The 13342-nt window shown below is 69.5% G+C and carries 13 protein-coding genes; 6 read left to right on the top strand and 7 right to left on the bottom strand.

All coding sequences use genetic code 11. The features are described 5' to 3' along the window. Positions 1-18: 18 nt before the first annotated feature. Together ACGFYV_RS15285 and nth are read right to left on the bottom strand one after the other, a co-directional pair. Positions 19-714 (bottom strand): NUDIX hydrolase, encoded by a 696-nt coding sequence (locus ACGFYV_RS15285; RefSeq protein ID WP_393878859.1) that lies wholly within the window; start codon positions 712-714, stop codon positions 19-21. A gap of 179 nt (positions 715-893) precedes the next feature. After that, positions 894-1682, bottom strand: a complete 789-nt coding sequence (nth, locus tag ACGFYV_RS15280; RefSeq protein ID WP_393878858.1) for an endonuclease III — start codon at positions 1680-1682, stop codon at positions 894-896. A gap of 339 nt (positions 1683-2021) precedes the next feature. On the opposite strand from nth, the gene ACGFYV_RS15275 reads away from it, so the two are divergent. After that, positions 2022-2696 (top strand): Crp/Fnr family transcriptional regulator, encoded by a 675-nt coding sequence (locus tag ACGFYV_RS15275; protein ID WP_393878857.1) that lies wholly within the window; start codon positions 2022-2024, stop codon positions 2694-2696. Between the two features lie 149 nt (positions 2697-2845). Further along, positions 2846-3682 carry a nucleotidyltransferase gene (locus ACGFYV_RS15270; protein WP_393878856.1) on the top strand — a complete coding sequence of 279 codons (837 nt, stop codon included), beginning with the start codon at positions 2846-2848 and terminating at the stop codon, positions 3680-3682. 44 nt (positions 3683-3726) lie between these two features. Here ACGFYV_RS15270 and ACGFYV_RS15265 read toward each other — a convergent pair whose 3' ends face one another. From ACGFYV_RS15265 to ACGFYV_RS15250, 4 genes are all read right to left on the bottom strand, one after another. Next, complete coding sequence (locus ACGFYV_RS15265) at positions 3727-4557, bottom strand: MBL fold metallo-hydrolase (protein WP_393878855.1); 831 nt, start codon at positions 4555-4557, stop codon at positions 3727-3729. Further along, positions 4554-5447 (bottom strand): NUDIX hydrolase, encoded by an 894-nt coding sequence (locus tag ACGFYV_RS15260; RefSeq protein WP_393878854.1) that lies wholly within the window; start codon positions 5445-5447, stop codon positions 4554-4556. The genes ACGFYV_RS15265 and ACGFYV_RS15260 overlap by 4 nt, the downstream gene beginning before the upstream one ends. A 289-nt stretch (positions 5448-5736) precedes the next feature. Further along, positions 5737-6201 (bottom strand): RidA family protein, encoded by a 465-nt coding sequence (locus tag ACGFYV_RS15255; protein ID WP_393878853.1) that lies wholly within the window; start codon positions 6199-6201, stop codon positions 5737-5739. Then, complete coding sequence (locus tag ACGFYV_RS15250) at positions 6198-6374, bottom strand: DUF4177 domain-containing protein (protein ID WP_359401980.1); 177 nt, start codon at positions 6372-6374, stop codon at positions 6198-6200. The genes ACGFYV_RS15255 and ACGFYV_RS15250 overlap by 4 nt, the downstream gene beginning before the upstream one ends. Positions 6375-6399: 25 nt before the next feature. Between ACGFYV_RS15250 and ACGFYV_RS15245 the strand changes: the two genes are divergently transcribed. From ACGFYV_RS15245 to ACGFYV_RS15230, 4 genes are all read left to right on the top strand, one after another. After that, positions 6400-8058: a recombinase family protein gene (locus ACGFYV_RS15245; RefSeq protein WP_393878852.1), complete on the top strand. Its 1659-nt coding sequence runs from the start codon at positions 6400-6402 to the stop codon at positions 8056-8058. Between the two features lie 1182 nt (positions 8059-9240). Next, positions 9241-9819, top strand: a complete 579-nt coding sequence (locus ACGFYV_RS15240) for a recombinase family protein (protein ID WP_393878851.1) — start codon at positions 9241-9243, stop codon at positions 9817-9819. Between the two features lie 480 nt (positions 9820-10299). Beyond that, positions 10300-11277: an ArsA family ATPase gene (locus ACGFYV_RS15235; protein ID WP_393878850.1), complete on the top strand. Its 978-nt coding sequence runs from the start codon at positions 10300-10302 to the stop codon at positions 11275-11277. Beyond that, positions 11274-12695 carry an ArsA family ATPase gene (locus ACGFYV_RS15230; RefSeq protein ID WP_393878849.1) on the top strand — a complete coding sequence of 474 codons (1422 nt, stop codon included), beginning with the start codon at positions 11274-11276 and terminating at the stop codon, positions 12693-12695. The genes ACGFYV_RS15235 and ACGFYV_RS15230 overlap by 4 nt, the downstream gene beginning before the upstream one ends. Before the next feature lie 142 nt (positions 12696-12837). On the opposite strand, the gene wblA is transcribed toward ACGFYV_RS15230, so the two are convergent. Beyond that, entirely contained in the window at positions 12838-13176 is a 339-nt protein-coding gene (gene wblA / locus ACGFYV_RS15225) for a transcriptional regulator WblA (protein ID WP_063777071.1), read from the bottom strand. Positions 13177-13342 lie beyond the last annotated feature (166 nt).

Here is a 13342-nt window from a genome sequence, read left to right as displayed (position 1 = left end):
AGCACGGACGACACCCTGTCATGACCGCCAGTCGAGCGGGACCTGCTTGGCCCTGTCCCAGGGGCGCTCCCAGCCCGCGAAGTGCAGCAGCCGGTCGATCACTCCGGCCGTGAAACCCCACACCAGGGCCGATTCGACCAGGAATGCCGGGCCTCTGTGACCGCTGGGGTGGACGGTGGTGGCGCGGTTGGCGGGGTCCGTGAGATCCGCCACGGGGACCGTGAAGACCCGCGCGGTCTCGTTCGGGTCGACGACGCCGACCGGGCTGGGCTCGCGCCACCAGCCGAGCACGGGCGTGACGACGAAGCCGCTGACCGGGATGTACAGGGCGGGCAGGACACCGAAGAGCTGGACGCCCGCGGGATCGAGGCCGGTCTCCTCCTCGGCCTCGCGCAGCGCGGCCCTGAGCGGCCCGTCGCCCCCCGGGTCGCCGTCCTCCGGGTCGAGGGCGCCGCCCGGGAAGGACGGCTGCCCGGCGTGCGAGCGCAGCGAGCCGGCACGCTCCATCAGCAGCAGCTCGGGGCCCTGCTCACCCTCGCCGAACAGGATCAGCACGGCCGACTTGCGCCCCGACCCGTTCGCGGGCGGCAGGAAGCGGCTGAGCTGGGTCGGCTCGACCGTCTCCGCGGCCCGCACCACCGGCTCCAGCCAGTCCGGCAGGCCCTCCTCGCTCAGCGTCACCGCGCCGTCGTGCGTGTCGCGCATGTACCCCATGGCCACCCCCGTCCTGCCGAGTCCAACGCCCGAGGGCACCGAGATCGTTCCGTCATCCGTCACTCATCACCTGTCACCCGTCACCCTCATCCGGCCTTCTCGGCGTACGGCCGTGCCTGCGTGCGGCCTTACGAACGACCTTGCGTACGACGCGTACGGCCTTGCGTGCGGCCCGTCCGTCATCCGGCGCCCAGGGGCGGGGCTGCCTTGCCGCCCGCGTCGAGGTAGGACTGCGGGGGCTTCAGGCGCTGCCCGGGGAAGCCGCCCTTCTCGTACTTCAGCAGCTTCGCGGCCTTCTCCGGGTCGGTCTCGCCCTCGCCGTAGGCCGGGCAGAGCGGGGCGATGGGGCAGGCTCCGCAGGCGGGCTTGCGGGCGTGGCAAATGCGGCGACCGTGCCAGATCACGTGGTGGGACAGGTCGGTCCAGTCCTTCTTGGGGAACAGCTCGCCGACGGCGGCCTCGATCTTGTCGGGGTCGGTCGCGTCGGTCCACTGCCAGCGCCGCACGAGGCGCTGGAAGTGCGTGTCCACGGTGATACCTGGCCGGCCGAACGCGTTGCCGAGGACGACGAAGGCGGTCTTGCGTCCGACGCCGGGCAGCTTGACCAGGTCCTCCAGCTTTCCGGGCACCTCGCCGCCGAAGTCCTCGACGAGGGCCTTGGAAAGCCCGGTCACCGAGCGGGTCTTGGCGCGGAAGAAGCCGAGGGGGCGCAGGATCTCCTCGACCTCCTCCGGATTGGCGACGGCCAGGTCCTCGGGGGTGGGGTACTTCGCGAAGAGCGCCGGGGTCGTCTGGTTGACGCGCAGGTCGGTGGTCTGGGCCGAGAGCACCGTGGCCACCAGGAGCTGGAAGGGGTTCTCGAAGTCCAGCTCGGGATGGGCGTACGGATAGACCTCGGCGAGCTCGCGGTTGATCCGGCGCGCGCGGCGGACCAGAGCGGTACGGGACTCGTTGGCGGGCACCTTCACGCCTGGTACCTTTTTTACAGATTTCACCGATTTGCTACTTCCGTTGGACGCCTGTTCGCCCACAGCGGAATCCCGACGTACCGTCACCCGCCCAGCCCCCTTGGCCTGTGCTCTCACCGGCGTTTTGGACACCCGGCCAGCCTAGAGCCCGCCACTGACATCCGCCCCTGACCCGGAAGATCCGCCCCCGATTGGACCCCTGCCGCTTACCTCGGGACACCTGTGCGGCATCCTTGTGACAGATCACACTGTTTGGACCGTCCGGCAAAATGGGGAGCACGGTCCCCTGGAACCAAGGGGGAGCAAGATCCCCTGAGCAGGTCGACAAGGAGAGAACTCGTGGACGACGTTCTGCGGCGCAACCCGCTCTTCGCGGCTCTCGACGACGAGCAGTCCGCGGAGCTTCGCGCCTCCATGAGTGAGGTGACCCTCGCACGCGGGGACTCCCTCTTCCACGAGGGCGACCCCGGAGACCGGCTCTACGTCGTCACCGAGGGCAAGGTCAAGCTGCACCGCACCTCACCCGACGGCCGCGAGAACATGCTGGCCGTGGTCGGCGGCGGCGAGCTGATCGGCGAGCTGTCGCTGTTCGACCCGGGCCCGCGCACGGCGACCGCCACCGCGCTGACCGAGGTCAAGCTGCTGGGCCTGGGCCACGGCGACCTCCAGCCCTGGCTGAACGCGCGCCCCGAGGTGGCCACGGCGCTGCTGCGCGCGGTCGCCCGCCGGCTGCGCAAGACCAACGACGCCATGTCCGACCTGGTCTTCTCCGACGTGCCCGGCCGTGTGGCGCGCGCCCTGCTGGACCTGTCCCGCCGCTTCGGCGTGCAGTCCGAGGAGGGCATCCACGTCGTCCACGACCTCACGCAGGAGGAGCTGGCCCAGCTGGTCGGCGCCTCGCGCGAGACCGTGAACAAGGCGCTGGCCGACTTCGCCCAGCGTGGATGGCTGCGCCTGGAGGCGCGGGCCGTGATCCTGCTGGACGTGGAGCGACTGGCCAAGCGGTCGCGCTGACGCCGGTTCCCTGGCCGGTCGGTCCTGCTGACGCCCGGTCCCTGGCCGGTCGGTCCTGAGGCATGACCCATGACGCCGTAGCGGCGCGGTAATTCGCGCCCCGCGGTAATTCGTCTGCACACACGGCCCCGGCGGGGCACAGTGGCCGCATGATCGAGTTTCCCGCCTCCCACGGTCGCGGTCTCGACGCCCAGGGCTTCCTCGCCCGCGAAGGCTCCCTCGCGCGCGTGCGGCGGGACTTCCGGCCGGTCGTCGACGCCGTGCGCGAGCGGCTGCCCGGTGTCCTCGGGGCGCGGCTGGACAGCGCCTACCTCTACGGGTCGATCCCGCGGGGCACCGCGTGCGTGGGGCTCAGCGACCTGGATCTGCTGGTGGCCCTGTGCGCGGAGCCGACGGACGCCGACCGGGAGGCCGTACGCGCCCTCGGGGAGGCGCTCGACACGGAGTTCGCGCAGATCGACGGCGTGGGGACGCTGCTGTACGGACGGGCGCGGCTGCTCAGCGACCTGGAGCGGCACGACCTGGGCTGGTTCCTCGCCTGCCTGTGCACACCGCTGCTCGGGGACGACCTCGCCGGGCGGCTCCCCCGCTACCGGCCGAACTCCCTGCTCGCCCGGGAGACGAACGGTGACCTGGCCGGCCGGCTGCCGCGCTGGCGCGAGCGGATCGCGGGGGCGGACGACACCGAGACCGCCCGGCGCCCGCTGGTCCGCTTCATGTCCCGGCACCTCGTACGCACCGGCTTCACCCTCGTCATGCCCCGCTGGAACGGCTGGACGAGCGATCTGCGGGAGATGGCCGAGGCGTTCGGCGCGTACTACCCGTACTGGGCCGCACAGCTGCGCACGGCCGCCCGTTACGGCTCCGAGCCCGTCGGCGACCGGGACGTCCTGCGGACGTACGTGGACGACCTCGGCCCCTGGCTCGCCGAGGAGTACGCGCGCGTGCACGGCGTGAAGACCCCGCGACCGGAGGGTTGGGACTGACGACCCGGCGAGGTCGGGAGGACGGGAGGTCGGGAGGACGGGCCCTAGATCAGCCCGTGCTCGGTGAGGTAGTCCATCTGGGCCCGTACCGACATCTCGGCCGCCGGCCACAGGGAGCGGTCGACGTCCGCGTACACGTGCGCGACGACCTGGGCGGCGGTGCGGTAGCCGTCCTCGACGGCGGTCTCGACCTGGGCGAGGCGGTGGGCGCGGTGGGCGAGGTAGAACTCGACGGCGCCCTGGGCGTCCTCCAGGACCGGCCCGTGGCCGGGCAGGACGGTGTGCACGCCGTCGTCCACGGTCAGCGAGCGCAGCCGGCGCAGGGTGTCCAGGTAGTCGCCCAGGCGGCCGTCGGGGTGGGCCACGACGGTCGTGCCGCGCCCGAGGACGGTGTCGCCCGTCAGCACCGCCCGGTCGGCCGGGAGATGGAAGCACAGGGAGTCCGCCGTGTGCCCGGGGCTCGCCACGACCCTCAGCTCCAGCCCGCCGAGCGCGATCACGTTCCCGGCGGCCAGGCCCTCGTCGCCGAGCCGCAGCGCCGGGTCGAGGGCACGCACGCGCGTGCCGGTGATTTCGGCGAAGCGGGCGGCGCCCTCGGCATGGTCGGCGTGGCCGTGTGTGAGCAGGGTGAGGGCGACGCGCTTACCGGCCTTCTCCGCGGTGTCGACGACGTTGCGCAGGTGGGCGTCGTCCAGCGGGCCCGGGTCGATGACCACGGCCAGCTCGGAGTCCGGCTCGGCGACGATCCAGGTGTTGGTGCCGTCCAGGGTCATCGCGGAGGCGTTGGGCGCGAGCACGTTGACGGCACGTTCGGTGGCGGGCCCGGAGACGACGGTGCCCCGGGGCTGGCCGGGCAGGACTGCTGCGTCGGTCATGCGGGGCCTCCACCGGTGCTCGGAGCGGACGACGGGACGTGCTTGGTGAACTCGTCGTGCCCCGGCCAGGACAGCACGATCTCGCCGTCCTCCAGACGGGCGCGCGCGATCACCGGGGTCATGTCGCGCGCGGGGGCGCCGGCCAGCGTCTCGGCGGCGGTGCGGAACGGCAGCAGCTGGCGCAGGGTGGCGATGGTGGGCGGCATCATCAGCAGCTCGCCCTTGTCGTAGCCGGCGGCGGCCTCCTCGGGCCGGATCCACACGGTGCGGTCCGCCTCCGTGGACACGTTGCGGGTGCGCTGCCCCTCCGGGAGGGCGGCCACGAAGAACCAGGTGTCGTAGCGGCGGGCCTCGAACTCCGGGGTGATCCAGCGGGTCCAGGCGCCGAGCAGGTCGGAGCGCAGGACCAGGCCGCGGCGGTCCAGGAACTCGGCGAAGGACAGCTCGCGCGCGACCAGGGCGGCACGGTCCGCCTCCCAGTCGTCCCCGGTGGTGTCACCGACGACCGAGTCGGGGCCGGGACCGGCGAGCAGCACGCCGGCCTCCTCGTACGTCTCGCGCACGGCCGCGCAGACGATCGCCTGCGCGCCGGCCTCGTCGACGCCGAGCCGGTCCACCCACCACGCGCGCGTAGGGCCCGCCCAGCGGACCTGCCGGTCGTCGTCCCGCGGGTCCACACCGCCGCCCGGATACGCGTACGCGCCTCCGGCGAAGGCCATGGAGGCGCGTCTGCGCAGCATGTGGACGACCGGCCCGGTCTGGCTGTCCTTCAGGAGCAGCACCGTGGCCGCGCGCCTGGGCGTCACCGGCGTGAGGGTGCCGTCCGCGAGCGCGCGGATGCGGTCGGGCCACTCCGGGGGGTACCACTGACCGTTCTGACCGTTCGCCATGGCCGGAGGCTATCCCGTGTAGGGCGAATGTTCGAGAGGTGCCCGAGGTCAGAGGGGTTTCGGGGGCCGGTCCCGGATGTCGTCACGCGAAAGCTGTCGCCGCATGGAAGCTGTCGCCGCCCGGAAGCTGCCGTCGCCCGAAGCTGTCGCCCAGGGGCCGGCCCGGCCCCGGACACAGCAGAGGCCGTCTCTGGCACAGCAGAAGCTGCCTCGGACTCGGCAGAGGCCGCCCCGGACACGGCAGAAGCGGCCCCGCACACAGCAGAGGCCGCCCCGACACAGCAGAAGGCTACGGAACCAGCTCGACCTGGATCTCGACCTCCACCGGCGCGTCCAGCGGGAGCACCGCGACGCCCACGGCGCTGCGGGCGTGGACGCCCTTCTCGCCCAGGACCTCGCCGAGCAGTTCGCTGGCGCCGTTGACGACACCGGGCTGCCCGGTGAAGTCGGCGGCGGAGGCGACGAATCCGACGACCTTCACAACGCGCGCGACACGGTCCAGGTCGCCGACCACGGACTTGACGGCGGCCAGCGCGTTCAGCGCGCAGGTGCGGGCCAGGGCCTTGGCCTCCTCGGGGGTGACCTCGGCACCCACCTTGCCGGTGATCGGCAGCTTGCCGTCCACCATCGGCAGCTGGCCGGCGGTGTAGACGTACACGCCGGAGCGCACGGCCGGCTGGTACGCGGCCAGCGGCGGCACGACCTCCGGCAGGGTCAGGCCGAGTTCGGCCAGCTTGGTCTCGACCGCGCTCACGCCTGCTTCTCCCGCTTCAGGTAGGCCACCAGCTGCTCGGGGTTGTTGGGTCCGGGCACGACCTGGACGAGCTCCCAGCCGTCCTCGCCCCAGGTGTCCAGAATCTGCTTCGTGGCATGGACGAGCAGCGGCACGGTTGCGTATTCCCACGAACGATGGCGAGAATCTGCCATGACAACACCCCAGGTGGTAAGCGGTATGAACCTTCACGTCGCAGGCTACACACGGCAGTCCTACGGACGGGCCAACGGCAGCGAGGCAAGCCCCGCGAGCCAGCGCGACGCCAACCGGGCACGGTTCGAATCGTTCGCCACTGAGGCCGCGCGGCAGGGCCGCGAAACCACCTGGTGTGGACACTATGAGGACGTCGGCATCTCTGCCTACAGCGGGACGGAGCGGCCGGATTTTGAGCGGCTGTTGCGCGACTGCCGCATGGGCCGGGTCAACGTGGTCGTCGTCTACAACATTTCAAGGTTTTCCCGCCTGGAACCGCGCGACGCAATCCCGATCGTCAACGAATTGCTCTCGCTGGGCGTAACCATCGTGTCGACCATGGAGGGCGTATTCCGGCCCGGCGACACCATGGACCTGATTCACCTGATCTTCCGCCTTGACGCAGCACACCAGGAGTCCAAGAACAAGTCGACGGCTGTCCGTGACGCTGCTGCGCTGACCCGTTCGCTGGGCGGCTATATGGGCGGTAAGGCGCCATATGGTCGCAGGCTTCAGCAGGAGAACCGGACTACTCCCGGCGGTAAACCTGTTGCCGTGCAGACCCTTACAACTCAGCTGGAAGAGGCGGAAGTTATCCGGCGCATTGTGAAAGCTCTGCTCGCTGGCACTGACTCTGTGCACTCGATCTGCTCAACGCTGAATGCCGAAGGGGTCCCGACCTTGGGTGCCTCGCGCGGGAAGCGCACGGCCGGTAGTTCATGGCACCCCAAGACGCTCATCCGGATGCTTCGCCACCCGCATATCGCTGGCTTCTACGCTGAGGCCACCTACAACACCAATGGGCGCGTGACCGGCCACCGAATCCAACGGGACGCGGACGGTAAGCCGGTCCGCGCATGGGAACCGATCCTCAGCGAAGCCGACTGGTTCGCCGTGCAGGAATGGCTCGACGCCCGGCCGGTCCGCATGAATGAACACCGGACTACGGCGCTGCTCTCGTCCATGGGCGTACTGGCCTGTGCGTGTGGCTGCTCGATGTCAGCCAACAACTCGGCGCGCCCCAGCTACTTCTGCAACCGCCCGGCAGGGAAGCCGTTGAGCGCTGCCCCTGGTGACCATGAGGGGCGCAGCTACATTTCGCGCGCCGCCGTTGACGATCATGTGGTCCGGAGCATTTTCGCGGTGATTGCGGCAGCGGAATGGGATGAGGAGTCGCGGGAAACCCTCACTCGCGTCAGCGCGCACTACGCTGAGGTGAACGAGACGCCCGAGGCGGCGCAGGAGCGGCAAGCGGTCATGCAGGAGCGGGCAGACGCTACGCGGGCTCTGACGCAGTTGTACGACGACCGGGACCTTTACGCCGGTGACCCCGTCGGCCGGGCACGCTGGCAGGAAGACATCCGGACTCAGCAGGAGCGGCTACGCGCCGCTGACAGCAGGATGGAGACACTCGGGCAGGCCGGTTCGCTGGTGCTGCCCATCAGCGCGTGGACCGGGTCAGACAACGGTGACCCCCTGGGTCCGGGGTCCTGGTGGGAGTCGGCGACGCTGGCCGACCGGCGCAGCTTCGTGGCGCTGTTCTGCAAGCGGGTGACCGTACGGAAGGCGCTGCCCAGCGAAAAGAGCCGAGGCAGCAAGGCATCTGCCGTGATCGAGGGACGCGTGTCCATCGAGTGGGTTTAGGCGCCCCTGAGTCTCCCTCTCAGCCCCGTTCGGTCCGGGTGCGGCAGGGCGGGACTTCTCATGCCCGCAGACAGCCACACAGCGCGCTGGGAACCTTTGCGCTCCTCGGAGGTGGGTAGCGAGTCGGCATGGGCGACGGCGTGACGAATTGACTCGACTCGTCAACGGACTGACCTGCGGAAATGACGAAGGTGACGCTCGGCGCACCATTTCTGCATTGCGCTACAGCTAGGGATGGTTTTGTGTCTCTCTAATCACCTATTCGCTTTCTGACCTGCGGGAATTAGGTACGTTGATCGCCCCTTTCAGGGGTGCCTGGCCCCCAGCAAGTCACCTGATCGGCTGCTCACCTGTGAGACAGCGCGGATCAGCCACAGCACAAGGAGTTACGCGCTTGCCGATGTACATAGAGAACACGCGCGCCCACGCAGCCCTCGCCATCGCCGCACAGTACTCCGACAAGGCCCCGAACCCACCCCGTTCGTTTGGGATGGTTCCGTGCGGGCCACTCCGTCAGGTGAGCGGCGTGATCTTCCACTGATCCGCGGCGGTATGGGTGACTGGCTGGCCAGCCTTGCGAAGGCGCCTGACTCTTGCCTCGGCTTTCACAACGGTGCGCCCGATCCCGAGCAGGCTGCACAGCTGAGGCAGAAAGCAGAGCGCCTACTGATCTCCATTGACGCGCTCGACGCCTCGGAGGCTGAGTACGCACACGCCGACGCCGCCCTACTGTGCGCCGAAGCCGACATGCTTGAGGTGGCAGTGACTTTTGGGGAGGTGACAGCCCTCAAGGCGGTGTCTTCCACAACAGGGCATCACGGGCGGACTGCAGGTAGAAGTGAAGGTCAACCTTGGGATCCGATGCGGTCATGGGGGGTAAGTCCGCCGCTTGCGCGATCTTTGCCCACTGCCTTTTCCACCGCTCACGGAACCAGATCGTCTGACGGGATGAGCGAATCTCACCAGGCCACTTGAGACAGGGCACATCGATAGATACGGGACAGTGAGGGCCAGCGCGTAACTCGTGTTGCTGTGTGTGATCGTCGGTGGGTGTCTATCAAACGACGGTTATTGAGACGGCCGCCCCGAAACAGCCTGAGGGCACCCCTGCCGTTCAAAACCCGTCTCAGAACCCACTCGCAAGACCTGATGTTTTGAGACGAGTTATGAGACAATCTCGGCATGGCGACGAACACCGGAACCTTGATCGGCTACCAGCAAGTCAGCACCAATGCCCAGGATGCGCAGCTTCAGGCGGACGCTCTCACTGAGGCAGGGTGCGCCCGCATCTTCGAGGACAAGGCGTCGGGCAAGAACGTCGACCGTGCCGGGCTGCTCGCTGCTCTCGACTACATGCGGGAGGGTGACACCCTCACCGTGTGGAAGCTGGACCGGTTGGGCCGTTCCACCAAGGAAGTGCTCACGATCGCCGAGGATCTGCACGCCCGGGGGATCGCGCTGCGGATTCTGACGGGCACGCTGGCCGGTAGCTACTCCCCGAAGGGCGAGGGCAAGTTCTTCTTCACGATGATGGTTGCCTTTGCGGAGCTTGAGCGAGACATGATCATTGAGCGGACCCGCGCCGGGCTGGACGCCGCCAAGGCCCAGGGTCGGACCGGCGGTCGACCCACCGCCATGGGTGCTGACAAACTCGCTGCAGCCAAGGCACGTAAGGCCAAGGGAGAGAGCGTCACGGCCATTGCCAAGGCGCTCAAGGTGTCCCGCGCGACGCTGTACCGGGCGCTTGCCGACATCGAGTGACTTTGCCCACTTGAGAGACCGTCTACCCATCGTGGTGGAAGGTCTTTCGCGTGTCACGGGGGGGGTGGGTCAATCTCTAGGCGAGCGCGCCCCACGGACCCGGCCCCCAGCTCCGCACGCATCGCCGCGAAATTTCGACCGGGGGGCATCTCAGATCAGTCCCGATCTGTGTAGCGCCCGCGCTGCGGGACTTCGACGGCTGTCGTACCTGTCACGCGATCGGATAGGTTCCGTGCCCCTTGTGCGCAGTTGGATCGCTGGAGAGATGGCAGTCCGCGGAGGCCGGAGGAGCATGCATAGCCGCAGGTCGAAACGACGACAACTATTCATGCCATGGTTTGTGGCGTAACTTTTACGTATCCCCACTTGGTCATGGGCCGACTGTAGCCGCTGCGACCGGCGGGGCCCTCGGAGGGCCTGAGCACGGTTTATCCACAGCCTCGCGCGTGAGTGTCGGCCGGACTGGTTAGTCTCGAAGGCGTGAGCAGGCTCCAGGTCGTCAGCGGCAAGGGCGGGACCGGCAAGACGACGGTCGCCGCCGCACTTGCGCTGGCCCTCGCGACCGAGGGGAAGCGGACGCTTCTCGTGGAGGTCGAGGGCCGGCAGGGAATCGCACAGCTCTTCGAGACCGAGGCATTGCCCTACGAGGAGCGCAAGATCGCGGTCGCTCCCGGGGGCGGGGAGGTGTACGCCCTCGCCATCGACCCCGAACTGGCCCTTCTGGACTATCTCCAGATGTTCTACAAGCTCGGCGGCGCGGGCCGGGCGCTGCGCAAGCTCGGCGCGATCGACTTCGCCACCACCGTCGCGCCGGGCCTCAGGGACGTCCTCCTCACCGGCAAGGCGTGCGAGGCGGTGCGCCGCAAGGACAAGTCGGGCAGGTTCGCGTACGACTACGTCGTCATGGACGCCCCGCCGACCGGTCGCGTCACCCGCTTCCTGAACGTCAACGACGAGGTGGCGGGCCTGGCGAAGATCGGCCCGATACACAATCAGGCCCAGGCCGTGATGCGGGTGCTGAAGTCGCGGGAGACGGCCGTGCACCTGGTCACGCTGCTGGAGGAGATGCCGGTCCAGGAGACCGCCGACGGCATCGCCGAACTGCACGCGGCGCGGCTGCCGGTGGGCCGGGTCATCGTGAACATGGTCCGGCCCCGGCTGCTGGACGCGACCGACCTGGACCTCGTGCGGTCCGTGCCGCGCACGGCCGTGGCGCAGTCGCTGTCGGCGGCCGGGCTCGGCGGGGCACGGCGCGGCGGGAAGGCCGAGCAGCTGGTGGACCCGCTGCTGCGGCAGGCCGCCGAGTACGCCGAGCGGTACGCGCTGGAGCAGGAGCAGCGCGGGGCCCTCGCCACGCTGGACCTGCCGCTGCACGAACTGCCGCTGCTCGCCGAGGGAATGGACCTGGCGGGCCTGTACGAACTCGCCACCGAGCTGCGGAAGCAGGGGTTGTCATGAGTCCGGACCCGGCCGAGGCGCAGGACGCCGCCCGCGCTCGTCTCTCGCCCGCGGGCGTGCTCGACGTCGACCCGCTGCTGGACGACCCGGACACCCGGATCGTGGTGTGCTGCGGTTCCGGCGGGGTCGGCAAGACGACGACCGCGGCGGCCCTCGGGCTCCGGGCGGCCGAGCGGGGCCGCAAGGTTGTCGTGCTCACCATCGACCCGGCCAAGCGGCTGGCCCAGTCGATGGGCATCGACTCCCTCGACAACGTGCCCCGGCGGGTGAAGGGCACGGACGGCGAGGGGGAGCTGCACGCCATGATGCTCGACATGAAGCGCACCTTCGACGAGGTCGTGGAGGCGCACGCGGACCGGGAGCGGGCGGCCGCGATCCTGGCGAACCCCTTCTACCAGTCGCTCTCGGCGGGCTTCGCGGGCACGCAGGAGTACATGGCGATGGAGAAGCTGGGCCAGCTGCGGGCGCGGGACGAGTGGGACCTGATCGTGGTGGACACCCCGCCGTCCCGCTCGGCGCTGGACTTCCTGGACGCGCCCAAGCGGCTGGGTTCCTTCCTGGACGGCCGGCTGATCCGCCTGCTGACGGCCCCCGCCAAGCTGGGCGGCCGCGCGGGGATGGCGTTCCTGAACGTCGGCATGTCGATCATGACAGGCACGCTGGGCAAGCTGCTGGGCGGCCAGCTGCTGAAGGACGTCCAGACGTTCGTGGCGGCGATGGACACCACCTTCGGCGGCTTCCGCACCCGCGCGGACGCCACGTACAAGCTGCTCCAGGCCCCCGGTACGGCGTTCCTGGTGGTGGCGGCCCCGGAGCGGGACGCGCTGCGCGAGGCGACGTACTTCGTGGAGCGGCTGGACGCGGAGGACATGCCGCTGGTGGGTCTGGTGCTCAACCGGGTGCACGGCAGCGGCGCCGACCGGCTGTCGGCCGAGCGGGCACTTGCCGCCGCGGAAAATCTTGAGGAGCCCCGCATTGTGGATCAGGGGGGCGGGAAAGCTGGACTTCGTAACTCTCCCGATACGTACGGCAGTTCAGAAACTCCCGCTTCCGGAACACCGGCTCCTGACGACGGCTCCCCCGCCACGGACACGGAGCAGCCCGACACGGCCAGCACCGACGCAGAACGGTCCGGCACACAGCAGTCCGGCACCCAGCGGTCTGGCGCGGAACGGTCCGAGAGACAGCAGTCCGACTCCGAGCGGTCCGTCGACCAGCTCACCGCAGGCCTGCTGAGACTGCACGCCGAGCGCATGCAGCTGCTCTCGCGCGAGCAGCGCACGCGTGACCGCTTCACCGCCCGCCACCCCGAGGTGTCGGTCGTCGAAGTGCCCGCGCTTCCCGGCGACGTGCATGACCTCACGGGCCTGCGCGACATCGGCGAGCTGCTGGCGGCGGGGCGCACGGAGCTGTCGTAACGGCTCGTCACGGCACAGCCTTCATGGCAGCGTCGCCACGGCGGCAGCCATCACTGCGCCAAGCGTGGCGGCAGCCGTCACTTCGACGAGCGTCGCGGCGGCACGCGGAGTTGCCCTCGGTGTATGCCGGAGGGCGGTGCCCTCAGCTCACCGCCGCGTAGTTCTCGTACACCTCGTCGTTGTCGAGGGGCACGATCCCCGTGCCGCGCTCGTACTCCGAGCGGGCGGTCTCCAGCAGCCTTCGCCAGGAGGTCACGGTGGGCCGCCGGCGCAGCAGTGCGCGGCGTTCCCGCTCCGTCATGCCTCCCCACACGCCGAATTCGACGCGGTTGTCCAGCGCATCGGCCAGGCACTCGGTGCGCACCGGACATCCGGTGCACACCGCCTTGGCTCTGTTCTGCGCTGCTCCCTGAACGAACAGTTCATCCGGATCGGTAGTGCGGCAGGCGGCCTGCGCACTCCAGTCGGTCACCCAGCCCATACCGGCGCCGTCCTCTCCCGAATCGAGGCTCCCCCACGGCGGCAGCGGCATATTCACCGCCGCCAGTTGAGGACGTTACGGAAGGTGGGGACAGCGCAACACCCCCTTCAGGCCCAATCTTGAATGGCCCGAACGGACTATGGGTAAGCGGCAGATCACCCGCGGG

Origin of the sequence: Streptomyces sp. NPDC048297 (assembly GCF_043201585.1) — a bacterium.
GTDB lineage: Bacteria > Actinomycetota > Actinomycetes > Streptomycetales > Streptomycetaceae > Streptomyces.
Note: the sequence above shows the minus strand (reverse complement) of the source record. Positions and strands in the feature narration are given on the sequence as shown.